25 protein-coding genes are annotated in these 22,938 nt (G+C 66.3%); 14 read left to right on the top strand and 11 right to left on the bottom strand.

Annotated features, from left to right (window positions below; all coding sequences use genetic code 11):
* Position 1 precedes the first annotated feature (1 nt).
* Entirely contained in the window at positions 2 to 403 is a 402-nt protein-coding gene (locus HYG95_RS19385; protein ID WP_181699707.1) for a hypothetical protein, read from the bottom strand.
* Between the two features lie 121 nt (positions 404 to 524).
* Complete coding sequence (locus HYG95_RS19380; RefSeq protein WP_255495543.1) at positions 525 to 1,490, bottom strand: formylglycine-generating enzyme family protein; 966 nt, start codon at positions 1,488 to 1,490, stop codon at positions 525 to 527.
* Between the two features lie 321 nt (positions 1,491 to 1,811).
* On the opposite strand from HYG95_RS19380, the gene HYG95_RS19375 reads away from it, so the two are divergent.
* The 6 genes from HYG95_RS19375 to HYG95_RS19350 all read left to right on the top strand — a co-directional run bounded on the left by HYG95_RS19375 (position 1,812) and on the right by HYG95_RS19350 (position 8,089).
* On the top strand, positions 1,812 to 4,169 hold the full coding sequence (locus tag HYG95_RS19375) for an arylsulfatase (protein ID WP_181699706.1): 2,358 nt from the start codon (positions 1,812 to 1,814) through the stop codon (positions 4,167 to 4,169).
* Positions 4,170 to 4,269: 100 nt separating this feature from the next.
* Positions 4,270 to 5,223: an HAD family phosphatase gene (locus HYG95_RS19370; RefSeq protein ID WP_181699705.1), complete on the top strand. Its 954-nt coding sequence runs from the start codon at positions 4,270 to 4,272 to the stop codon at positions 5,221 to 5,223.
* Positions 5,224 to 5,270: 47 nt separating this feature from the next.
* Positions 5,271 to 6,491 carry a DUF2254 family protein gene (locus HYG95_RS19365; protein ID WP_181699704.1) on the top strand — a complete coding sequence of 407 codons (1,221 nt, stop codon included), beginning with the start codon at positions 5,271 to 5,273 and terminating at the stop codon, positions 6,489 to 6,491.
* Positions 6,492 to 6,680: 189 nt separating this feature from the next.
* Positions 6,681 to 6,893 (top strand): hypothetical protein, encoded by a 213-nt coding sequence (locus HYG95_RS19360; protein ID WP_181699702.1) that lies wholly within the window; start codon positions 6,681 to 6,683, stop codon positions 6,891 to 6,893.
* Positions 6,894 to 7,346: 453 nt separating this feature from the next.
* On the top strand, positions 7,347 to 7,520 hold the full coding sequence (locus HYG95_RS19355; RefSeq protein ID WP_181699701.1) for a hypothetical protein: 174 nt from the start codon (positions 7,347 to 7,349) through the stop codon (positions 7,518 to 7,520).
* 173 nt (positions 7,521 to 7,693) lie between these two features.
* On the top strand, positions 7,694 to 8,089 hold the full coding sequence (locus HYG95_RS19350; RefSeq protein WP_181699699.1) for a thioredoxin family protein: 396 nt from the start codon (positions 7,694 to 7,696) through the stop codon (positions 8,087 to 8,089).
* Positions 8,090 to 8,331: 242 nt separating this feature from the next.
* Here HYG95_RS19350 and HYG95_RS19345 read toward each other — a convergent pair whose 3' ends face one another.
* Together HYG95_RS19345 and HYG95_RS19340 are read right to left on the bottom strand one after the other, a co-directional pair.
* Positions 8,332 to 9,504 (bottom strand): MFS transporter, encoded by a 1,173-nt coding sequence (locus tag HYG95_RS19345; protein WP_181699698.1) that lies wholly within the window; start codon positions 9,502 to 9,504, stop codon positions 8,332 to 8,334.
* 381 nt (positions 9,505 to 9,885) lie between these two features.
* Complete coding sequence (locus tag HYG95_RS19340; RefSeq protein WP_181699740.1) at positions 9,886 to 10,329, bottom strand: nuclear transport factor 2 family protein; 444 nt, start codon at positions 10,327 to 10,329, stop codon at positions 9,886 to 9,888.
* 224 nt (positions 10,330 to 10,553) lie between these two features.
* On the opposite strand from HYG95_RS19340, the gene HYG95_RS19335 reads away from it, so the two are divergent.
* On the top strand, positions 10,554 to 11,114 hold the full coding sequence (locus tag HYG95_RS19335; RefSeq protein ID WP_220139603.1) for an EF-hand domain-containing protein: 561 nt from the start codon (positions 10,554 to 10,556) through the stop codon (positions 11,112 to 11,114).
* A 54-nt stretch (positions 11,115 to 11,168) separates the two neighbouring features.
* On the opposite strand, the gene HYG95_RS19330 is transcribed toward HYG95_RS19335, so the two are convergent.
* Together HYG95_RS19330 and HYG95_RS19325 are read right to left on the bottom strand one after the other, a co-directional pair.
* The gene (locus HYG95_RS19330) at positions 11,169 to 11,834 is read right to left on the bottom strand and encodes a TetR/AcrR family transcriptional regulator (protein ID WP_181699695.1); all 666 of its coding nucleotides are present in this window, start codon (positions 11,832 to 11,834) and stop codon (positions 11,169 to 11,171) included.
* A gap of 277 nt (positions 11,835 to 12,111) precedes the next feature.
* The gene (locus tag HYG95_RS19325) at positions 12,112 to 12,834 is read right to left on the bottom strand and encodes a VIT family protein (RefSeq protein ID WP_181699693.1); all 723 of its coding nucleotides are present in this window, start codon (positions 12,832 to 12,834) and stop codon (positions 12,112 to 12,114) included.
* Positions 12,835 to 12,920: 86 nt separating this feature from the next.
* Here HYG95_RS19325 and HYG95_RS19320 point away from each other — a divergent pair, with 86 nt between their 5' ends.
* The 3 genes from HYG95_RS19320 to HYG95_RS19310 all read left to right on the top strand — a co-directional run bounded on the left by HYG95_RS19320 (position 12,921) and on the right by HYG95_RS19310 (position 14,611).
* Complete coding sequence (locus tag HYG95_RS19320) at positions 12,921 to 13,490, top strand: hypothetical protein (RefSeq protein WP_181699691.1); 570 nt, start codon at positions 12,921 to 12,923, stop codon at positions 13,488 to 13,490.
* A 19-nt stretch (positions 13,491 to 13,509) separates the two neighbouring features.
* A complete protein-coding gene (locus HYG95_RS19315) occupies positions 13,510 to 13,719 on the top strand; it encodes a hypothetical protein (protein WP_181699690.1) in 210 nt (69 codons plus the stop codon).
* Positions 13,720 to 13,807: 88 nt separating this feature from the next.
* Entirely contained in the window at positions 13,808 to 14,611 is an 804-nt protein-coding gene (locus tag HYG95_RS19310; RefSeq protein WP_181699688.1) for a HEAT repeat domain-containing protein, read from the top strand.
* A 58-nt stretch (positions 14,612 to 14,669) separates the two neighbouring features.
* On the opposite strand, the gene HYG95_RS19305 is transcribed toward HYG95_RS19310, so the two are convergent.
* Complete coding sequence (locus tag HYG95_RS19305) at positions 14,670 to 15,272, bottom strand: TetR/AcrR family transcriptional regulator (protein ID WP_370465844.1); 603 nt, start codon at positions 15,270 to 15,272, stop codon at positions 14,670 to 14,672.
* 69 nt (positions 15,273 to 15,341) lie between these two features.
* Here HYG95_RS19305 and HYG95_RS19300 point away from each other — a divergent pair, with 69 nt between their 5' ends.
* From HYG95_RS19300 to HYG95_RS19290, 3 genes are all read left to right on the top strand, one after another.
* Positions 15,342 to 16,103, top strand: a complete 762-nt coding sequence (locus HYG95_RS19300; protein ID WP_181699686.1) for a 3-hydroxyacyl-CoA dehydrogenase — start codon at positions 15,342 to 15,344, stop codon at positions 16,101 to 16,103.
* Positions 16,104 to 16,215: 112 nt separating this feature from the next.
* A complete protein-coding gene (locus HYG95_RS19295; protein ID WP_181699683.1) occupies positions 16,216 to 17,568 on the top strand; it encodes an amidase in 1,353 nt (450 codons plus the stop codon).
* Positions 17,569 to 17,961: 393 nt separating this feature from the next.
* Positions 17,962 to 18,333, top strand: a complete 372-nt coding sequence (locus tag HYG95_RS19290) for a nuclear transport factor 2 family protein (protein WP_181699681.1) — start codon at positions 17,962 to 17,964, stop codon at positions 18,331 to 18,333.
* Positions 18,334 to 18,360: 27 nt separating this feature from the next.
* Here the strand turns inward: HYG95_RS19290 and HYG95_RS19285 are convergent, their stop codons facing one another.
* Positions 18,361 to 18,702, bottom strand: coding sequence for a hypothetical protein (locus tag HYG95_RS19285; RefSeq protein WP_067489284.1), 342 nt, complete (start codon positions 18,700 to 18,702; stop codon positions 18,361 to 18,363).
* 121 nt (positions 18,703 to 18,823) lie between these two features.
* On the opposite strand from HYG95_RS19285, the gene HYG95_RS19280 reads away from it, so the two are divergent.
* Complete coding sequence (locus HYG95_RS19280; protein ID WP_181699679.1) at positions 18,824 to 19,516, top strand: hypothetical protein; 693 nt, start codon at positions 18,824 to 18,826, stop codon at positions 19,514 to 19,516.
* Here the strand turns inward: HYG95_RS19280 and HYG95_RS19275 are convergent.
* From HYG95_RS19275 to HYG95_RS19265, 3 genes are read right to left on the bottom strand one after another with little or no spacing between them, the layout of a single operon-like run.
* Positions 19,513 to 19,668, bottom strand: a complete 156-nt coding sequence (locus HYG95_RS19275) for a hypothetical protein (RefSeq protein ID WP_181699745.1) — start codon at positions 19,666 to 19,668, stop codon at positions 19,513 to 19,515. The two genes, HYG95_RS19280 and HYG95_RS19275, sit on opposite strands and share 4 nt — an antisense overlap.
* A complete protein-coding gene (locus tag HYG95_RS19270) occupies positions 19,652 to 21,733 on the bottom strand; it encodes an MMPL family transporter (protein WP_181699677.1) in 2,082 nt (693 codons plus the stop codon). The genes HYG95_RS19275 and HYG95_RS19270 overlap by 17 nt, the downstream gene beginning before the upstream one ends.
* Positions 21,730 to 22,926 carry a peptide synthetase gene (locus HYG95_RS19265; RefSeq protein WP_181699675.1) on the bottom strand — a complete coding sequence of 399 codons (1,197 nt, stop codon included), beginning with the start codon at positions 22,924 to 22,926 and terminating at the stop codon, positions 21,730 to 21,732. The genes HYG95_RS19270 and HYG95_RS19265 overlap by 4 nt, the downstream gene beginning before the upstream one ends.
* Positions 22,927 to 22,938 lie beyond the last annotated feature (12 nt).

Below are 22,938 nucleotides of genomic sequence, written 5' to 3'. Positions count from 1 at the left end.
TTCAGACTCGGTCAGGATTCCAGGTCGAGATCGCCCAGATGATGACGAGGTCGATGCCCACCATGATCATCGACCACCATGGGTAGTACGGAAGGGACAGGAAGTTGGCGATGATCGACAATGCGGCCAAGCAGTAGGCGAAGATTCGGGCCCAGGTCGCTGTGAGCATCATTCCGATGGCGACCGCTACGAAAAGCAATCCGAGCGCGAGGTGGATCCAGCCCCAGGTGCTGACGTCGAACTGGTAGGTGTATTCGCTCGGGATCAGGAACAGCTCGTCCTTGGTGATGCCGGCGATCCCGCGCAATATGCCGAGGGTGCCTGCCACCAGGAGCATGATCGCGGCGAGCATGGTGATACTCGCGGCCAAGCCTTGGCGGACCGGGTGTGAGGTGGTGGTCATGGTTTCGACGCTATGGCCACCGATGGAAACTCGGTTCCCCCGTTTCGGGTGAAGCGGGGGAGGTGCTGGGCCCATCGGCGCGGGAGAGCCTGTCGGCCGGTTGACGGTGTGAAGACGACGATCAGGGCCGAATCACGAGGCGGAAACCCAGGTGCGAGGTCGAGGTGTCGATGGTTTGAGCCATCCTGGCCGCGGGGCGGTACCGACGGCAATAGTTCGGTGCGCACAGGTGCGACCCGCCTTTGATGACGCGTCGACCAAGGCGCGATTGTGTGGGATCGCGACTGTCTTCCTCGGTGCCGCCTCGGGGATCCTTTGGGGCACAGCAGGAATGCGGTGGCCGTTGATGGCTCGCATACCAGTCCCCGGTCCATTCCCAGACGTTGCCGATCATGTCGACGAGGCCGTATCCGTTGGCTGGGAAGGCACCCACCGGCGAGGTTGTCTCGAAGCGATCTTCCCGTGTGTTGTGATGCGGGAATTCGCCGTGCCAGGTGTTGGCCATCCGCTTGTTCCCGGGCTCGAGTTCGTTGCCCCAGGCGAATTCGGCGCCGTCGAGCCCACCTCGGCAGGCGTACTCCCATTCGGCTTCGGTCGGTATGTCTTTGCCTGACCACTCGGCGTATGCCGTCACATCGGCCCAGGCGATATGGACCACGGGGTGGTCGGGGCGCTTCTTGATCGAGCTGCCCGGTCCCTGCGGGTGCCGCCAATTCGCGCCGGGAACCCAATGCCACCACTGGTAGGGGCGGTCGAGGCGTACCGGTCGGCCGGGTTTGACGAACACCGAGGATCCCGCGACCAGTTTGTCTGGATCAGCGTCGGGATAGTCGGCAGCACCGGGTGTGCGTTCGGCGACGGTGACGTAGCGGGTGCGAGAGACGAAACGGGCGAATTCGGCGTTCGTGACCGGGTGCGGGTCGATGAAGAACCCTGCCACCGAGACCCGGTGGGTCGGTGCCTCTTCGGGGTAGTGGTTGTCCGAGCCCATCGTGAAGGAACCACCGTCGATCCAGGTCATCTGCTTCTGCCCACCGGACGGGCCGGTTGTGACCTGGGCGTGGTGGGCGGGGGAGTGTTCGGGCATCGTGCTCGGATCAGGCTGTCGGTCACGATGTAGCTCGTTCGGTGCGCTCATGCGGTCCCGCTTTCCGCCTGTAGATGAATTCCGGTCGCAGCATCGATCTTCGTTTTCCACGGTGCGGTTCGTCCTCCTCCCATTCGGGCGAACTCGAGGGCGATCGAGGCCTTTCAGTGTCGCACTGAAACCGGTGCGCCGTTCGATGCGCAGGGCCGTTGTTTCGGGTGTGTGAGGGGTTCACCCGATATGGGTGATGTCAGCGACTCCCACGCTGGTTAGTTTCGGTCGGGGGCTATTTACCGGGGGTCTACTCGAGGAGAAACACCCATGGCAATCCCGTTCCGCGGAGTGGTCACCCTCGACATCCGCGATTCGGTACCGGACTGGGGCCCTTACGAGCAGCCCAAGGCAGCGCCCGGTTCGCCGAACATCGTTTACATCGTTCTCGATGACGTCGGTTTCGGTGCGATGAGCTGCTATGGAGGGCCGATCGAGACGCCGAACATCGATCGGATCGCCGCCCGGGGTCTGCGCTACAGCCAGTGGCACACCACCGCGTTGTGCTCGCCGACCCGTTCGTGTCTGCTGACCGGCCGTAACCACACCACCAACGGCATGGCCTGTATCAGCGAGGCCGCCGTCGGATTTCCTGGAGCCAACGGGCACATCCCCGCCGAGTGCGCCACCCTCGCCGAAGTTCTGGTCGACCAGGGTTTCAGCACGGCGATGGTCGGAAAATGGCATCTGTGCGCCGAGGACGAAATGAACCTGGCGTCCACCAAACGTAATTGGCCGGTCGGGCGCGGCTTCGAACGCTTCTACGGTTTCCTCGGCGCGGAGACCAACCAGTGGTATCCCGATCTGGTGCACGACAATCACCCCGTCGAGCAGCCCTCCACTCCGGAAGAGGGCTATCACTTCGGTGTCGATATCACCGATCACGCGATCGAGTACATCGACGACGTCAAGGCCATCGCACCCGATCGGCCCGTCTTCCTCTACTACGCTCCAGGATGCGCGCACGCTCCCCATCACGCACCACGCGAATGGATCGAACGCTACCGAGGCCGGTTCGACGCGGGCTACGAGGTGATGCGCGCCGAAATCCTCGAACGCCAAAAACAGCTGGGTCTGGTCCCGCCGGACACTGAACTGCCCCCACTCAACCCGATCGGCACCCCGGACACACGCAGCGGGCCCGACGGTGCGCCGTTCCCGCCGATGGACTACACCCGACCGTGGGACACCCTCGTCGAGGACGAGAAGCGGCTGTTCTGCCGAATGGCGGAGGTGTACGCGGGATTCCTTTCCCACTGCGACGACCAGATCGGCCGATTGCTCGATTACCTCGAGCGCATCGAGCAATTCGACAACACGATCATCGTCGTCGTTTCCGACAACGGTGCCAGCGGCGAAGGCGGATCCGACGGCTCGGTCAACGAGAACAAGATCACCAACGGCGTTTTGGACGACCTGGCCGAGAACATGGCCAAACTGGACGAACTCGGCAGCACCACGACTTACAACCATTACCCGAACGGATGGGCTGTCGCGTTCAACGCCCCCTTCAAGATGTGGAAGCGGTACTCGTTCAACGGCGGCACCTGCGATCCGTGCATCATCTCCTGGCCTGCGGGCACCAGCGCGCACGGCGAGATCCGCGACCAATACCACCACGCCGTCGACTTGGTGCCAACGCTGCTGGATTGCCTCGGCCTCGAGCTTCCCGACATGGTCAAAGGCCACGCCCAGATACCGGTACAGGGTGTGAGCATGCGCTACAGCTTCGACGCACCGACCATCCCGACCGCCAAACACACCCAGTTCTATTCCATGCTCGGTGGGCGCGGGATCTGGCACGACGGCTGGAAAGCGGTCACCACCCATCCCACCCTGAGCGGCTGGAGCCACTTCCCCGACGACACCTGGGAGCTCTACCACACCGAGGTGGACCGCTCGGAAATGCACGATCTCGCGGCCGAACAACCAGGCCGGCTGGCCGAACTGATCGGATTGTGGTTCTACGAGGCGGGAGTCAACCAGGCCTTCCCACTCGATGACCGCTCGGCGATCGAGATCCTCACCACCGAACGTCCTCAGCTCGCACCGCCGCGGCATCGCTACGTCTACCGTCCCGGTGGGGCGGAGGTGCCGGAATCGGTGGCGGTCAACATCCGCAACCGGTCCTATTCGATCGGAGCGCTCGTCGACGTGCCCGGCCACGATGCCGCGGGCGTGTTGTTCTCCCACGGTGGGCGCTTCGGCGGACACGCTCTCTACGTCAAGGACAATCGCCTGCACTACGTCTACAACTTCCTCGGCAGCGAAGAACAGCGCATCAGCGCGACCGAAGAGCTGCCGACCGGCGAGAACCTGATTCTGGCCGCGTCCTTCGACAAGGAGAGCGAAGATCCGCCCGGCACCGCCCGCGGGGTCCTGAGCCTCTACTACGGCGAGCGCAAAGTCGGCGAAGGTCGAATCCGCACTCAGCCGGGCAAATTCAGCCTTGCCGGGGAAGGGCTGCACGCGGGCCGCGATACCGCCGAAGCCGTCACCGACGACTATCCCGGTGCGCGCCCCTGGGCGTTCACCGGCGGGACGCTGCATCAAGTGGCCGTCGATGTGAGCGGTGAACCGTTCGTCGACCTCGAACGCGAAGCCGCTGCCATGCTCTCGCGAGAGTAGCCGCGGCCGATGCCATCAAATATTCGTCGGTCGACGCTGCATCGCCACTTCGCGCGGACCGGTACGCGGACGTCAGCGCGTACTCCCGGGCGGTAAGGCGATGACCACACAGAACCGCGCCGGATCCGAAGCGGACCCACTTCCGAGGTGGCGCGCGGGCGCTGCCAAAAAGGCGATAGTGGACTTCGTCGAGCGGGTGACCAGCGCAGGCGGCCGCGACGAAGTGCCACCGCACGACCGGATCGCGGTCTTCGACAACGACGGCACCCTGTGGTGTGAGAAACCGATGCCGATCCAACTCGACTTCATTCTGCGTCGCCTCGTCGTGATGGCCGAACAAGATCGAAGCTTACGTACCCGTCAGCCCTGGGAAGCCGCATACACCAAGGACTTTCAGTGGCTGAACGCGGTGATCACCAAGCACTACCACGGTGACGACAGCGAGCTCGGGGTGCTGGCAGCGGGCATCCTGGCGGCGTTCGCCGAGATCAGCGTGGAGGAATTCGAGGCTCGCGCCGATGCCTTCCTTCGCACAACCAAGCATCCCACCCTCGGCCGTGACTATCTGGCATGCAGTTACGCACCGATGATCGATCTGTTGAACTACTTGGCTGCGAACGGGTTTCGCAACTACATCGTCTCCGGTGGCGGCCGCGACTTCATGCGGCCGGTCAGCCGGGACACCTACGGCGTCCCACGGCAGCGTGTCATCGGCAGCGCCGTGTCGCTGGCATGGAACGACGACGGTGGCAGCGGAACGATCCTGCGCAAGCCCGAACTCGACGTCCTCGACGACGGGCCGGAGAAACCGGTCCGGATCTGGAATCACATCGGTCGACGTCCACTGCTCGCGGCGGGCAACAGCAACGGCGACATCCCGATGCTGAAGTTTTCCGAACAGCCGAACCGACCCGCTCTGCGGTTACTGCTGTTGCATGACGACGCTGATCGCGAGTTCGACTACCGGGCGGGCGCCGAGCAGGCCGTCGAGTCCGCTTATGCGAACGGATGGACGACGATCAGCATCAAGGACGACTGGGCGACGGTGTTCTGATTCCACAGGCCGGAAGTACTTCGAAACCTCGTGCGGGTGGGTGAGACATGCCAGCACCGGTCGGTCACGCCTTCCTCCGCCGCAGACGACGATTGCGCGCCGGGCTCACCCAGTTGGTGCTCGTTCTCGCCGGATTCGCACTCGGCTTGGTCACGCCGAGATTCACCCGTGGCCCGAATGTGCCCGCCCGCCAGGTGACCGAGATGTTGCTCGGCCTTGGACTAGGTCTGCTGGGCGCGGTCGCAGTCATCTTTTCGCTGCTGTTCCTGGTGGTGCAGTGGGCCGCCACCAACTTCACACCGCGCCTGACGCTGTTTCGCGACGACCCGATCGTCTGGCGCACGTTCGCCTTTGCTGCCGGGCTGGCCGTGTTCTCGCTGACCGCCGCGCTCGCGATCGGTAGTCGGGCCGAGGTTTCGTTGATCGTGCCCGTCATCGCCGTGCTGTTGGTATTCGTGATGCTGTACCTGCTGAGGACGCTGCAACTGCGAGCCTTCGCCGCCATCCAACTCGCCCCGGCCGTGAGCTCTATCGCGGCTCAGGGCCGCGCCGTCCTCGAAGCTGTCTATCCGGACAGGACCCCGGACGTCGACCCGTCTCCCGTTGCGCCACTTCCACCGTTGCACGCGACGCTGACCTGGCCGCACCCGCCGAAAGTGCTCCAGCGGATCCATGTGGACCGGCTGCTGAACGCTGCCCGAACCGCCGACGCCGTGGTGGTCCTGCACGAGGCCCCCGGCGCTACCCTGTCGCGCGGTGCACCCCTTGCGGACGTACACGGAGGAACTCTCCCGGTCGCCGCGATCATCGACGCAATAGTCGGAGGTAGCGAACGAACTTTCGAGCAGGACCCGCTACTCGCCGTCAGGCTGCTCGCCGACATCACGCTCCGATCCCTCGCGCCGGCGGTGAACGACCCCGCGACGGCCGTGCAGGTCTTGGACGAGATCGAGGACCTACTCGACTGTGCCACGGCTGCGAGCACAGAACCTCTGCGTCTTCACGACAGCGACGGTCAACTCCGCATCGTCATCCCGTTGCCGGTGTGGGAGGACTTCGTGCGGACCGGTATCGACGACGTCATACCGGCAGCGGCGAGCTCACCGATGACCCTGCAGCGTCTCCAGAAACTGCTGGCCCGATTGCGAAGCCGGGTGCAACCATTGCATCGACCCATGCTCGACGCCCGTCTGGCCCGGGTCGACGAGCTGGCCCAGCGCTTTTCATATGTGCCGGTTCCGCACGGCGCCGACAGACCGCCAGACTGATGACACAACAGAGGGACCACGAGCCGTGACCGGCACACAGGCGATCGCCGGACTCGACCTGTCGAAGTTCATGCAGCGCACCCGCCTCCCACCGGATGTCCGCATTGCGGCAGGAAGATCGGCGTTGTCGCCCGAGCGACCGGCTCGGTGGACTTGTACCTCGAGCTCTGTCTGCCCGGCACGGCGACGATGAACGATCTCCTCCCGGTCGCCACCGTCCTGGCTCACGACCTCAAAGCCGACGAACTCGGCTCCCGCACAGCCACATTGACCATCACCTGCGTCTGCGCCCACCTCCCGAGTCGAACCGAAGTACGCGACGAGGACTTCCCGGACCATCCATGGAACGGCACCCCGTCCCGCGAGGCCGAGTACCGGACCTGGACCACGTCCGACAGCTGAACCGCTAGTTGCGGAGCCGGAGTACGTGACCGTCGCATTCTGCGAGCAGGACACCAAGGCGCCTGCGCGTGACTGTCCGCAGGGCATCATCCGATTTCGTTGGGCGACCGCATGAACAGGTCGACTGCAACTTTGTATATTCGGACATTGCTATTCCGTCCTGGTTATTTACCTATGGAGAAACCTACAACGGTTCCGGTGAAAGCTTATGGATTCATATCGAAATATTTCAGGACGGCTCGTACTGTGAAAATTCGAGCACACGCCTCCGAGTTCAAGTGAGTTCCGGCTGAGAAATTAGCCTGTGACCGGCTTCTGGTCGAACGAGCTGCACATACCCGGCCTAGCAATGTGAATTATTTCCGTAAGCGTGACATTACTCGCGGGTCGTGATCTGATGTGACCGGTCCCGCTCATGGGACGCATCACAATCGCACTAATGAGGATGGCAGTATGAGTTCCAGAATCTTTCGGCCGCTAGCGGCGGTGGCGATCGCGATGTCGGCGACCGCGCTGGGTGCCGGCGTGGCCGCGGCCGAGGCTCCGACGGTGGCTCCGGTGTCCGGCTCGGTGGAAGTGTGCCTGCCCATCCATTTGGGCCCGCTCGAGGTCAGCTTCTGCCTGTGATTGTTCGCTGAACTCGTGATTCGGTGGCATAGGCGTGGGATCGCGCGGGTCCGGCGCTCCGGCACCTGTCACGAAGCCGGCGTCCAGACGGGTCCGGAGCCGATCGTCGTCTCCGGACCCGTCTTTCCAGTCGAGCTGGAGAAGAACGGCAGTCGTCCGGTCGAGGGTAAGCAATGACCGGCAAATGGAGTTTGGGCGCAATGATCGAAACAATTGCCGACGCAACCGGATTCAGTCGGATCGTGCAACGTCGAGCCCCGCTGCTCGCGGTGCTGTTTCACGGCGGTCGAGATCCGAATTCGCACAAGATTAAACCGGTATTCGAACAATTCGCCAGGACCCAGGGGCGGACAATTTCGTGCGCGACAATGGAGTACGACGACTGGTCGAGGGTTGTCGAGGAGCATCGGATCACCGCGCTACCCACCATTCTGATATTCGTGTACGGCGAGGTGCGCGACCGGATCGTTGGCGCCCGAACTCATCGGGAGCTGGTCGGCGACTTCGCCGAGTACATGTCCCTCCCGTTCAGCTCATCGGTTTCGACCGGATCACGCCTGGATATTTGAAACTGTTGCAACGCGGCGGCGAGACCAGCTCCGAGTGCCGGGCACCTTGGTCCGTCCCGCGAATCGAGTGCGCAGGATCATGACGAGAAATTCGAACCGCAACTGCCTTGTCGCGAGATTCGAGGCCAGGACCGACAATCTCGCTCATCTCGTGACGTGGAGCAACACGGACTGAGATCGCGAGCTCGCACAGCGGCCTGAACCGCCGGTGCGGGTGGATACCGCACCGGCGGCCCGGCTGCCTACTTGCGAGCTTGCGTTTTACGGGCGGTTTCGCTTGCGTTAGACAGCAGCACCAGCGCGAGAACCGTGCAGGCGACAGCGAGCGGTGGCAGTGCGCCCGAACCCCACCTGGCCAGGGTGAGACCGCCGAGCAGACCGCCGAGGGAGACACCCAGGTACGTGCCGGAGGTGTTGAGCGCCAGCGCCTGTGGGGCGAGGGCGCCGGACAGGGCGGCGAGCCGGGCTTGGATCGCGGGTGAGTTCCAGAAGGCGGCCGCACCCCACACGGCGAGCACCGGCACCACGGCTGTGATCGGGACCGGGCGCATGCCCCACAGCAGCCACAGGCCTGCCATCGACCCGGCGACGGCGCCCATACCGATCAGCAGGGCGCGGTCCGGGCCGCACCGGTCGGTCATCGCGCCGCCACCCCACATGCCGAGGGTTCCTGCGATACCAGCCAGCCCGAAGGAGAGGGCACGGGCATCGACGGCCGCCCCGGCGACATCGATGAGGAACGGCGCGAGATAGGTGAGCATCATCATCGAGCCGGTCATCAGCGACATGTTGGCCAACAGACCGAAGGTCACCGGCCGCCGTCCCAGGCTGCGTACCTGGGCCCGCCAGTCGGGCGCGGGATCGCCGAACATTCCGCGCGGCAACGTAATCAGCAGACCGGCGAGGGCGAGCAGGCCGCACACCGCCATGGTGGCGAATACCGCGCGCCAGCCGAATACGCCACCGATCCAGGTGCCGATCGGCACACCGACCGCGATCGACCCGGTGACGCCAAGCGCCACCACCGCGACATAGCGGCCGACCTTCGCAGCGGGGGCCTGCTGGACCGCGGTGGCGAACAGCGCCGGGGTCGCGACCGCGGCGGCCGCCGCCGCAGCGACGCGCAGGATCAACAGGACGGTGAACGACGGCGTACCCGCCGCGGCCGCGTTGGCGGCGACGAACGCGCACAGGCTGGCCACCAGCAGCACGCGTCGAGGGGCGCGGGCCAGGACGACGGCGGCGACTGGCGCCACCAGGGCGACTGTCACGGCGAACACGGTGATGAGCTGACCGGCGGCGGCCTGGCTCACGCCCAGATCGCGGGCGATCTCGGGCAGGACACCGGCGATCACATAGTCGTCGGTATAGAACACGAACGAGGCGGCGAACAGCGCCGCCAACCACTTGGGCATAGGGGTACTCCCACTGAGTGCGAAGCGGACGGCACATCCGAGGAAACGGGACGGCCGCGCGGACGACAGCGGGTCCAGCCGGTGGACTTCAGAGCAGCGCGAGTTTCCGCGCCGTCAGGGCGCGGTGTCGCCGACTCGGGGCAGCCACCGGGGGACCGGTGGCTAGGGTCTGTCCGCCTCTGTCACAGTGGTCACGAATCACACCCTACTGCGAGAACGGATATCGGACCGGGCGGAGGTGGTACCTCGTTGGCCGGCCACAGCTTCGGTAGTACGTGCGTGAACCCGGCACTCCATTGGCGCTGTGTGCCGCGCGCGGCGGTGCGCGGGTGGTTGCGGTACGTTCCGGTGGAAGTAGTCGAGCCATCGTCTTCGGCTTTCCTACGGCGCAAGATCCAATACTGCTGTCCCGGTACCGAAGTCGGTCGGGACCGAGGTGTGATCGTGCACGATGAGCCACCTGCCGCCGATCTTCTGGAAACAGGCCGTCCAGCGGAACCAGAAGTCGGTCTTCTGCCCGTCTGCCATGGTGCCCATCATCCGGTTCAGGCTCCGGCTGAAGGCCATGTCGTCGCCCACGGTGATCACCAGATCGCGTATCTCGAAATCGATCGGTCCGATAAAACCGTCGAACGTGTCCTCCCATGGCTTTCGATACGAGTCCCAGCCGATGTAGCGGAGTGGTGGAACGATGTCGAAGGAAACTGTGTCCGGAGAGTGGATCGCCTTCGCGGCCGACACATCTCGGTTACGGAACGCGGCGACCCAGCTGTGGATCACTTCCCGGATCTGCGCTTCATCGCTACTTCCAGTCGTATCAGTCATATCCACATCGAACCTCCCGGTGGGCTCCGCTGTTCCCAGTGTTGCTGCACATCCTCCGACGCTGGCTGGACGTTCATCGTGTGCCATGAGTGATCCGAAGCAGGTCGAATCGCGAAAGCGCCTTGTCGACAAAGTGATTCGCAGAGGATGCCTATACTGATCGAGCATCACGCGAGTCCCGAACGATGACTGTCCGACATCGCAGCAACAGGAGGGCCACCGCTTTGACGAACGACGATATCCTCGACCGTAAGTTGACTCGACGTTTCCAGACGTTCGATGTCGACAACAACGGTCGAATCGAACGCCGGGATTTCGAAAACTCGGCCATCCGCCTCGCCGACGTGTTCGGCCGTGCCCCAGGCACGCCAGAGCGGGAGCGACTGCTCGAATTGAGTCTCGGACTGTGGGACCGGTTGGTGTCGGCCGCCGACGCCGACGGTGACGGAACGATCGACCTCGGCGAATACAAGCGGGCGTTCACCGCAGGTCTGCTCGTCACCGAGGAGTCCTTCGAAGCGGGGTACCGACCGTTCCTGGAAGCGATCATGGCGGTGGCCGACACCGACGGCGACGGGCAGCTGAATCTCGACGAGTACATTCGCTGGACGGGTGCGTTGATGAACCTGCCCGAATCCGATGCCCGCGCAGTGCATCCGCGTCTGGATACCGACGGCGACGGTCTGGTCGGCACCGACGAGATCCTCCAGGCGATCCGCGGCTACTACTTCGACGAGTCACCCGACGGTCCCGGCGGTTGGCTGCTCGGTTCGCTGCCGAATTGACCTGATCCGTTCCGGCCATGCCACCAGCCGCTGTTCGGGTGACGGTTCCGAATGTCATTTCGATGGTGCAGCAGGCGAGTCGCGGGTGTGATTCTCGCCGGTTGTGCGGGCTTGGATCTCGTTGTCGGCGAATGCCGCTACAAGTCGGGCAGTCGTGGCGATCACTTCGTCGCGTATGTGCCTGTCTTCGAGTACGGCGGCGCGTAGGACTATGCCGAAACACGCACTGATGATGGTGATGGTCAGTACGTCGTATTCGTCGTCGGCGCCGGGTCCGAGGATCTGGATGATCTGCATTTTGACCAGCAGGCGCAGGCGTACTTCGAGCTCGGGCATGCCGCTGCTGTAGAAGTCCAACCCGGCTATCAGTGCGCGTACGAGTGGGACGTCGGTGACCATCTCGTCGACGATGGCCTCCAAGACGCCCGAAACCAGTTGCTGCACGGGGGTGTCCGAGAGGTCGTGGGCACGTTCGGTGAATCGTCGTTCGATGTTGTTCTGGATACGGGTGAGTAGTTCTTCGACGATCGTTGCTCGGTCGGGGAAGTATCGGTAGACGGTTCCGATGCTCACCCCGGCGGCAGCGGCGATGCGGTTGGTGGAGGTATCGGTGATGCCGCGTTCGCCGAACAGTGCCGCGGCGGCATCGAGTATGTCCTCGCGTGTTGCCTTGGCACGGTCCTGAGTGGGGCGCCGTCGGTTGGTCGATTTGGGCGGCACCCACACCCTCCTCGAGTCCAGCCGCGATCTCAGCGTCGGCAAGTCTAGTTACGGCGGCGATTGCCTGAAATGGGGCGAGGACCGAAATCCACGCGGCCGGACGGTGGCCGGTCACGACGCATGAACGGCGTTGTCGGTTCGGGCATTTGGGGCCCATCCGCCGCGGGTTACTGCTCGCGCAGCACCGAGCGTCTCGCCGCGCCTGGAACCGGTAGTCCCGCCCGATACCGTCGACCGGGTTACACGGCGACTCGATCTCGGCCCAACTCCTGACCGCTCATCCGCTGAGGGTGTCGGTGAGCGTGCCGATCGCGTAGGTCACCGCCATGGCAAGCGCACCGCCGACGACGACCCGTAGCACTGCTCTGCCTCGCGCGCTTCCGCCGAGTCGCGCGCTCAGCGACCCGGTGAGCGCGAGCGCTACGAGTACCGCCACGAAGGTCACCGGCACCCGCCACTGCGCCGGCGGCAACACGATCGCCAGCAGCGGGAGCAGCGCTCCGCAGGTGAACGCGATCGCCGAGGAGCCGGCGGCGGCCCACGGATTCGTGAGTTCGTCCGGGTCCAACTTGAGTTCGGCCTCGGCGTGGGCGGTGAAGGCGTCGTGGGCGGTCAGTTCCTCGGCCACCTGGCGCGCGGTCGCCGGGCTCAGGCCCTTGGCCTGGTAGATCTCGGTGAGCTCGGCCAGTTCGTAGTCGGGGAAGGCGGCCAGTTCCCGCCGTTCCTTGGCCAGCAGCGCCTTCTCCGAATCACGCTGAGTGCTCACCGATACGTACTCACCGGCCGCCATCGAGATCGCGCCCGCGACGAGTCCGGCCACGCCCGCCGCGAGGATCGTCGTGCTGTCGTTCGTCGTCGCCGCGACACCGACCACCAGACCGGCGGTGGAGACGATGCCGTCGTTGGCGCCGAGGACCCCGGCGCGCAGCCAGTTCAGCCGGGAGGCCAGGCCCTCGGTATGGGGTTCGTGCGGGTGGGTGTCGGTCGGCGATTCCTGCACCCGATCAGCCTAAACGAGCTCGTCGCGCCGCTGGTTCACGAAGACCTCGACGTAGCCGGCGTATCGGCGTGTCTAGGCTGTCGAGTATGACGAAGTCGGGGGTGGCGTCGGAGGCGGTCGAGATATCGCGAACATGGCAGTACGCCATGCGCGCGACAACTGTGGCGTCGTGCTTCGGGACTGCGGTGTTGCTGTTCGAGGTGGTCACCGACTACACCGTGACGGCTCTGCTGCTGGCAGGTGCCGTTCTGCTCGCAGCCGGGGTGGCGTGGATGGTTCTCGCGCCGATCGGTTGCGCGAAGTATCGCGAGTACCGGGCAGTCATGATCGCTCCGATCGTGGTGGGAATCGGTGTCGCGCTGGTGTTTTCGGGGGTACCGGACCGGCTCGCCTGGTGGCTGTCCGCAGACTCGTTCACGCGTGCCGCGCAGGTGTGCGCCAAGGGTGATGCGAACTGGTTCGGTGTGATGCACGTCGACGGCATCTATCCATACGACGGCGGGTGCCTTTTCGCGATCTACCCGACCGACGGCGGCGTCGCCTACTTCGCTCCCGGATCGACACCGCCGAGCGGACCGCCGCGCCCCTACGCACACGTGTACGAGCGCTTCGCCCCGAACTGGTACCACTTCAGCACCCCGATCGTGCACGACTGACTTCGTCCGCTGCCTGTCCGTGCGAATTCCGCCGGACCCCCGGCCATCTCGGCCGCGCGGTAAGGCAGGCGCCGACGACTACGACCTCGAATTGTCGGATGCACCCCCTGAGGTCAGGCGCACCGTCATCCGGGACGAGGCGAAACTCGTCGAGATCCTCTGGGCCTGGCTCGAAGGTGATCGCGCAGCGGTCGACGCCCTGGACTGGGGTCCGCTCGAACGACCATGACAGGCGGGCTGACGAGCAAGGGGTTCGCGAGATACGTGTGGCGGTCCGGTGGTCTCAGGAGGGGCATGTCACCGGGTACCGTTGGGCGGTGAATCCAGCCGACGCGCGACTCCTCAAAGACGGTGACCTCGAGACTCGCGAGGAAAACCTGCGGCAGCTGCTGCTGCGAACCGAGGAGGGCGACGCATCGGCGGCGGAAGCTCTGCGTGCGCTCGTGCGGGACTATCCCGACTACCACCGGACGCTGTACAGCCGGGCGCTGAATCGGGCTGGACTCTTCGGCGACGACACGCTGCGAGAGCCGCTGCTCGCCTCTCTTGCCGACACCCGCTACAACTGCCAGGCATGGGCGGCGATGGGCTGTGCCGCCCTCGGCTTCCGCGACGCGGTTCCGCGCCTGGTCGCGATGCTCGACCACCCGCAGGACATCGCCCGCGACCAGGCGATCGTCGCGCTGGGTGTCCTCGGCGACGAATCGGTGGTTCCGGCCCTCGTGCCCCTGCTGGGGGACTCGAACAGCGGTATGCGCGAGCGTGCCGCCGAAGCCCTCGGCATGATCGGTGGCGATGCGGCGCTTGCCGCCCTCTGGGACGAGTTCGAGAACCGCCGCTACTACCGCATCGGCTACATCGCCAGCGCACTGTCGGTATTCGCGCCGGACATCATTCCGCGACTGATCGAAGCGGCTTCGAGCGAGGATGCCGACCAGCGCTACTGGGCGGCCGTCGCCCTCGGCTCGACCGGCGACGACAGCGCGGTGCCGACACTGGAACGGCTGATGGCCACCGACCGCGGCTCGACGGTGTTCGACGGCATGGTGAGTGTCGCCGCGAAGAAGGGGCTGCGCACACTGCGCCGCATCCAGGCCGCGATCGCCGCCCGCGAATCCTGATCGACGGCACTGGCCCGGGTGGCGCACGCCCCGCGCTGTTCTCCTCCTCGCGAGCAGGTCAGTTCGGCGCCGACCGCGGCAGGTGCGGGTCCATCCAGCGCAGCATCCGATCCACTGAATCCGCGCAGTCACCGTGCGCCCCTGACTCCGCCCATTCGATCAGCGCGGCGAAGGTAGCGGACTGGTAGGCGGTCGCGATGGCCCGGCAGATCGCAGCGGGGGAGTTCGGCAGCCGATCGGCGAGGTAGGCCGAGAGCGTATCGATCCACGGTCGATAGATCCGTGGTGCGGTCGCGGCGAGTTCCGGCTCCGACGAGATCAGCCGCAGCCAATCCGGCGCCAGCTCCTGGACCCGTGGATCGCGCGACACCGACTCGACGATCGCGGTCCTGACCACCACCGCGGGCGACTCCTCGGCGGCGGCCCCGGCGAGTGTCGCGCGCAGCCGCTCCGTCGCCGGTGCGACACCGATCCAGGCGATATCGGAGCGGGACGAGAAGTGCCGCAACAGGGTTCGTGTGCTCACGCCCGTGGCCTCGGCGAGCTCGTTCCAGCCGGTGGCGGCGAACCCGCGCTCGGTCCACAACCGCAGCGCACCGGCGGACACGGCCGCGGTGTCCAGCACGGAGGGACGGCCGGGACGGCGGGCAGGCTGGGTCACGGCGAAAGCCAAACAGTTTTGGCGAAGTGTGTCAATATCGGTGGGCCGTCACCGAAACAGGAGAAAAGTATGGATTTCGTCAACTCGTCCGCGATCGTCACGGGCGGCGCGTCGGGCCTCGGCTTGGCGACCGTGCAGGAACTGCACGCCAAGGGCGCCAAGGTCGTCATCGTCGACCTGCCCTCGTCCAACGGCGCGGCCATCGCCAAGGAACTCGGCGAGGGCGCGGCTTTCGCGGCCGCGGATGTGACCGATGAATCGGCGGTGATCGCGGCGCTCGACATCGCTGAATCGCTGGCCCCGCTGCGGATCGCCGTGAACTGCGCCGGAATCGGCAACGCGATCAAGACGGTCGGCAAGAAGGGCGCCTTCCCGCTCGCCGACTTCACCAAGGTGATCAACGTGAACCTCGTCGGCACCTTCAATGTGATCCGGCTGGCCGCCGAACGCATGTCGGCCACCGAACCCGTCGGTGAGGAGCGCGGCGTCATCATCAACACCGCCTCGGTCGCCGCCTACGACGGCCAGATCGGCCAGGCCGCCTACTCGGCGTCCAAGGGCGGCATCGTCGGCCTGACCCTGCCGGTCGCACGCGACCTGGCGAGCTTCAAGATCCGCGTCGTCACCATCGCACCCGGCCTGTTCCGCACGCCGCTGTTCGAGACGCTGCCCGAGGAGGCCCTGCAGTCCCTCGGCGCCCAGGTCCCGCACCCCTCCCGCCTCGGTCAGCCGACCGAGTTCGCCGCACTGGCCCGCCACATCGTGGAGAACCCGATGCTCAACGGCGAAACCATCCGCCTCGACGGCGCCATCCGAATGGCCCCGCGCTGAGTCGCACTGTGCCACACGGCATCCGGTCGGCAACAAGGTCGACCGGATATCGGCGCGGTCGTCCTCGTCGAAAACACCGCCCTGGCAAGGTTTCCCGGTACCGTCGGAGTTCGTGACCGGTTCGACGGCGGTAGAGATCGCGGCTGCGGTGAGATCGGGCCAGGTTTCGCCGGTCGATGTGGTGGAAGCGGCGCTGGCGCGGATCGGTGCCGATGCCTCGTTGAACGCGTTTTGTGTGGTGCGCCGCGACGAGGTGCGCGCGGAAGCGGCGGCGCTTGCTCGACGGTCCGATCTGGCGCTGCTTCCGTTGGCCGGGGTGCCGGTGGGGATCAAGGACCACATCGATGTCGCGGGGTGCCCGACCAGGCACGGAACCTTCGCGACAGCTGCCGCGCCCGCCGATACAGATGACGAGCTCGTACGCAGACTGCGTGCCGCCGGGGCGCTGGTGGTCGGCAAGACCACCCTGCCGGAGCTGTGTCAGGGCCCGTTCACCGAGAGCGTGGCGTTCGGTGTCACCCGCAATCCATGGAATCCGGAGTACTCGTCCGGCGGTTCGAGCGGTGGCTCGGCGGCTGCTGTCGCGGCCGGAATGGTGCCTTTGGCGCTCGCGTCCGGTGGCGGTGGGTCGATCCGCATTCCGGCTTCGTGCTGCGGCGTCGTCGGTGTGAAGCCCGGACCCGGCCTTGTGCCGCGGACCGGACCCGGCTGGCGAGGGATGTCCGAACTCGGTCCGATCGCGACCACTGTCGCTGACGCCGCCCTGATGCTCGACGTGCTCGCCGGCACCGACCGCGTCCGGAATGCTGACGGCCACCCGGATATGGCGATACGCGTCGGTGTCACCGTCGATCCGCCCGTGCCCGGAGTGCGCGTCGACCCACAGGTCCGCGCGTCACTCGAGGCAACGGTGCAGGCTCTGCGCGGCGCCGGTCATGTCGTGGAAACGGCCCCCGCGCCCTGGCGTATTCGGGACCACCCGCGTTACATCGTTCGCTACTTTGCCGGCTCCGCCGACGACGCAGACGGGCTCGACACGCGAACATTGGAACGGCGTACCGGTGCGATCGTGCGGGCCGGGAAAATGCTGCGGCGCTTGCCCCTCGCCGCCGACGCGGTTCCCACCGGGACGGCCGCACGTTTCGCGGCGTGGTTCGCCGACTACGACGTGCTCTTGACCCCGACATTGGCCCAGCTGCCCCCTCGCGCGGGCGGCTGGGCCAATGCCGGGATGATCCGCACCCACCTCGCCGCCAGTCGGCTCCTGCCTTTCCTGCTGCCGCTCAACCTCGCCCGGCATCCGGTGCTGACGGTGCCCGCGGGACTTTCCGCCGAAGGCTTGCCGATCGGCGTTCAGCTTTGCTCCGCACCTGGCGGCGAAGGCTTGTTGATTTCCCTTGCGGCGCAACTCGAGCGGCTTCGTCCATGGCCGCGGCGAGCCTCGGAGGATGATCGGTCTGTGTGACCGACGGGCTGGACGAATCTCTGGGCATGCCGACTCGCCGTGGCAGAAGACAGGCCTGTCATCTGTCCGTTATCACAACGTTGTGCACTCGAAGCCGGTTGCTATGGTGAGGGCGCAAGAGTGTTCGTTCGGATGAAGGAAGACAATGGGAAGCACTGTCCTCGACGTCATCGCTTTGGTGACGAACCGCGCTGCGGAGTTCTGGAACTGGATGGCGACCGGATCGTCGGGGTTCCCGCCGCTGTGATCGGCTGACACCATATTTGTCCGCGAAACCTCCGAACGCCCTTGGGTTTTCGGGGGTTTTGTGGTTTCCGGGGCGGGGCCGGTGCCGGGTTCGTGTCGTACCCCGGCGCTACCGTTGGCGCACAACCCGAGTCGAGGAGGGTGACGATGACCGACAGTATCGAGGGTGCCAGGGAACGGGCGAGGCGCCCGGAGGATCTGAGCAGACTGGTGGTCGAACGGTTGAACGCCGGCGATGTGGACGGCCTGGTCGAGCTCTACGAGAGCGACGCGGTGCTCGCGTTGCCCGACGGTGTGGTCGCCACCGGGGTCGAGGAGATCAGGGCCGCCTACGCCCGGCTCGTCGCCGACCGCCCGGTGTTCCAGCCGGGCCCGCAGGCACCGGCATTACGCGCGGGCGATCTCGCGCTCACGTCCTCCCGCCTGCCCGGCGGTTCCGGGGCGACCGTCGAAGTGGCCCGTAGACAGCCCGACGGGACGTGGCGCTGGATCCTCGATCAACCCAACGTACTCGGATGAGCATGGTGCACAACGGTTTCCGATGCGTCAGTTCTGGTTCAGGCCGGTGGAGAGCACGACGACGACCTTCTCGTCGGTGACCTCGCTGACGCGCACGTCCATCCCCTGCGCGGGCTGTGATTCCCCGGCGGGCACGGTCACTTCCTGACCGCCGATGCGCAGGGTGACGATGTTGCCGTTCACGGCGACGAGTTCGGCGTCGATGCCGAGTACCGACGCCTTGGCGTTCACGCCTCGGTCGAAGGTCACGGTGCAACCGCTGACGGTGCATTCGGAGGTGGTTCCTGGCCCGGTGACGGTACAGGCGGTGGCGGAGAGGGGGAGCAGCAGGGCGAACGCGAGGAGCGTGATCCGCCGTCGAACAGACATGCGATGAGTGTAATCGGGATTCGAACCGGCAACGGATCGGTCTCGTCGGGTTGGTCCGTGATCTCGGCGGGGTAGTTCTTGACCGAGAGGTAGCCAGGCATCGCAGGCGGAGGTGCGACACATGGACATGAGCGCGATGACGACGGCGAGTCGCTGGTGGTGGCGGCCGGGGTGGACCCCGGGCCGTTCCTTCTACGACTGGCAGGTGATGCCGACGCAGCCCGTCGCCGACAAGCTCGTGGAGATCTTCGCCCCTACTGTGGCGCGGGTGCCCGGCCTCGAACAAGTCGACGCGCCGCGTCTGCGGGTGGAAGTGCAGGGTGTGGGCTTCGTCGACGGGGTGAAGGGCGTCGATCTGGCCCGTCTGGTCGAGGGTTCGCGCAGCCTGCTCGCCGACCACGCGCCGTTCCCCATCACCTTCGGCCCGCCGGTGGTCGCCGCCGACGGGGTGCGATTACCCATCGCGTTACCCGAGGAGTTGCTGCGCGTCCGCGAGGATCTCACCCGCGCATTGACCGATGTCTGGATCCGCGAGCGCGTGCCCGAATTCGGTGAGCCGTTGCTCCCGTACCTGGCGCTGGCCTACACGAAGACACCGGTGCCGGTGGGCGAGATCGAGAACGCGCTAGCCGCCGACGGATTCGCCGACTTCACCCTCGACGACACGGTGTCGTCGCTGTCGCTGGTCGAGTTGGTGTGTGAGAACGGTCGATACGACTGGTCGGAAGTGGTGTCCGCCGAGTTGCTGCGCGACCCGCATCCGCTGCTCGAACGCCTCGGTGCGGGAACCGCGCTGGCCGGTTCGCCGCGCTAGTCCTCGGTCGGCTTGGCGTCGGGTGGCGTCAGACGGACGACACCGGCGTCGAGGTCGAGATCGAGGTGAGGTTCGCGTGCCTGGCCGTCGCTGTCACCGCTGCCTTCGTGCTGCAGCTTCTTGCCAGGAAACATTTCACCCATGATGCCCACGCCCCCACGATAGTCGCGGCAACCACCAGTTCGCCGGTCCCATGAGCTGGACAAGGGCAGGAACCAGCAGCATGCGCACCAGGGTGGCATCGAGGATCAGGGCGATGATCATGCCGATGCCGAGCAGCCGCATGGGCGTGAGCGGTGACAGCGCGAACGCGCCGGTGACCAGAACCAGCAGCACGGCGGCGGCGGTGATGACCCGGGCCGTCCGCACGGTCCCGACGCGCACCGCCGTCGCCGTGTCCGCGCCCGCACGGTGGGCCTCGGCCATCCGCGACAGCAGGAACACCTCGTAATCGGTGGACAACCCGAAAACCACCGCGATGATGAGCACCGTCATGCCCGCCGGGAGCGGTCCGTGGCTGATGCCGAGCAGGCTCGCACCGTGACCGCCGACGAAGATCCAGGTGAGCACCCCGAAGGTGGCGGCCAGGCTGAGAAACGCCATGGCCACGGCTTTGAGCGGCAGGACCACCGAGCGGAACGCCACGGTGAGCAGCACCATCGTGACCAGCACCATCACGGCGATCATCAGCGGCAGCCGGTCCAGCGTCGCGTCCACGCTGTCGAGGGTGGCCGCGGTGTCACCGCCCACCTCGACGGTGGTGGCACCCGGTGCGGGTAGTGCGCGGATGGCGCGGACGGCGGCGGTGGCCTGCTCGCTTCGGTCGGCGTGGGTGAGGAAGACGTGCAGGACGACGAAGTCGTCGTCGCGTCCCACCTGGACGACATCGTCGACACCCGCAAGGTCACCGATCGCGTCGAGCGCGCCCGACACGGCCGCTGATTGCGGTGGGCCGTCGAGACCGCGCAGCAGCACCGTCGCCCCGCTCGCCGCCGCGGGGAACTGAGCGGTGAGCTCCTCGACCGTGTGGCGCATCGGACTGTCGGCGGGCAACGCGCGGTGGTCGATCTCGCCGAGACGGATACCGGCCAGCGGTGCGGCGAGGACGAGCAGGACCGCGCCGACTGCGATCGTCACCGTTCCCGGCCTGCGCAGCACCGCATCGACCACCCGACCCCAGAAGTGTTCGGTGCGTGTGGTCGGTTTCGCGCGCCCGATGCGGGCGCCGAAAAGCACGAGCAATGCCGGCAGCACGGTGAGCGACAGGACCGCCGCCAACGCGACGGCCGCCACCGCGCCGATACCGAGTGAGCGGAGCACGGCCTGCGGGAAGACGAAGGTGCCCGCGAACGCGCAGATCAGCAGCGCCGCCGACACGGCGACGGTGCGCCCAGCACTGGCCATCGTCCGGCCGACCGCGGTGCCGATATCCGCGCCCGCACCGTATTCCTCCCGGAACCGGTTCACCAGGAACAGCCCGTAGTCGATGGCCATGCCGAGCCCCAGCAGGGACGCGATATTGACCGCGAAGGTGGTGACCTCGGTGACCTCGGTCAGCAACCGGATGGCGCCGAGCGCACCACCGACGGCGAGCATGCCGACCACCACCGGCAACGCGCCCGCCGCGATGCCCCCGAACACCAGGACGAGAACCAGCAGTGTCAACGGCAGCGAAATCGACTCGGCCACAACGAGATCACGCTGTGACCGGTCGATGATCTCGGCATTGAGGGCGCTGTAGCCCGACAGCCGGGTTTCGACACCGGGCACGTGCAGCACCTCGGCGACGGCGGGATACGCGGCGATGCGGGCTGTGTCGTCACCGGCGGTGTACACCACGGCCACCGCGTGCCTGCGGTCCTCGGACACCAGGAAGTTCTTGCGCGGCACCACCGCCGACCAGTAACTCTCCACGGGCCGGGCGAGCAGCGCCGGGTCGACGCGGTCGAGGGCGGCGCGCACCTGCGGGCCGATCTCGTCGATCGTGCGTCCCTCGGGTGCGGTGTAGAGCGCGACCACGTCGGGGCTCTGCGGGCCGAGTTGTTCGGTGACGAAGCGGTCGACCAGGGCGGATTCACTGCCGCCGTCGACGAACCCGCCCGCGCTGAGGCGTTCGGTCACCGTCGCACCGTATGCGGCGCACAACCCGATGAACACCACGACCACGGCGAGGACGGTGCGCGGCCGGGCTGTGACGAACCGGGCGAGTGTGGTCACCGCGCCGAATCCACCACGGGCAGTTCGGCTTCCAACATCGTGACGATCCGGTCGAGCAGGGCTTCGAGTCGTGCTTCGATTCCTGCGCCGTTGCGGGCCGACACGGTGAGCTCGGTGTGGCCGTCGAATTCGGTGAGGCCGAACAGCAACGGCATGGCGACGCTGTGCTGGGGGAGCACGAACAACCCGGTGGGCCGGAAACCGGGGACCGCGAGGTCGTCGGAGGTGAATCGGCCCATGTGGGAGACGGTCGCCGAGGCCAGGTTGCGGCCCAGCCGCGCGCCGAGCCAGTTCGTCGTCCGCAGCACACCCCGATTGACCGGGTCAGGGACCAGGGTGATGCGGGTGTTGGCCAGCTGATTCAGTTCCCGCCGCTGCGCGAGCCCGGCTTTGATGTCGTCTTTGATCTGCGTCCAGTCCTGGCCCGGTGCGATGTCGAGGAACAGCGGCAGCGCGAGGTTGGCGGTCGAGCGCAGCGCCGGATCGTGACGGCGCAGGTCGACGGGCATCATGATCCGCGAAGTTCCCGGGGTTTCGGCAGCCAGCAAGGCGCAGACGCGTGCCAGCGCACCGGGTCCGGCGGCCTGCACGCGCCGGTGCCGCAACAGGTGCCGGGCGGTGCCGCGCCGCTGCCTGCCGCGCCCCACCGCGCTGCGGTAGCGCGGAATCATCGGGGTCGGCTTGCCCGGCGCACCGACCCGATCGACGAGTTGCTGATCGGCCACCGGGTCCGGCTGAGGTACAGGGTCGTCGCCACGCAGCGCGCGCATCACATTGGTCGCCCACAGCACCATGCCCATACCGTCCATCACGCCGTGGAAGACGCGGAATACCAGGGTCGGTGAATTTGCGGTGAGTAGCAGGACCTCGACGGTGGCATCCGCGGTCGGCCCGATATCGCCGGTGAGGACCGGATCGGATTCCAACGCGGGATAACCGAATTCGTGGTCATCCACCACCCGGACGGCGGGGACGATGCCGCTGTCCACCCAGATGTCGCCCTGCCTGCGCAGCCGCGCGCCCGGTGTGACTTCGGCCGCCGCGGCAACCGCAGTGCGCAACCGCTGCGGGTCGATCGCGCCCTCACCCGGCACGACGAGCTGCATGAGGAAGGGCGGGGCGAGGGTGCGCATGGGGAAGTACATGCGTTCGGTGGTCGTCACGGGCCGACGGAAGACGGTGTCGCCGTTCATGATTGCCTCTCG

The sequence above is a fragment of the Nocardia sp. GTS18 genome (assembly GCF_013839555.1).
GTDB classification, from domain to species: Bacteria; Actinomycetota; Actinomycetes; order Mycobacteriales; family Mycobacteriaceae; genus Nocardia; species Nocardia rosealba.
The sequence above is the reverse complement of the archived record's forward strand: the minus strand, read 5'-3'. Positions and strand labels throughout refer to the sequence as shown.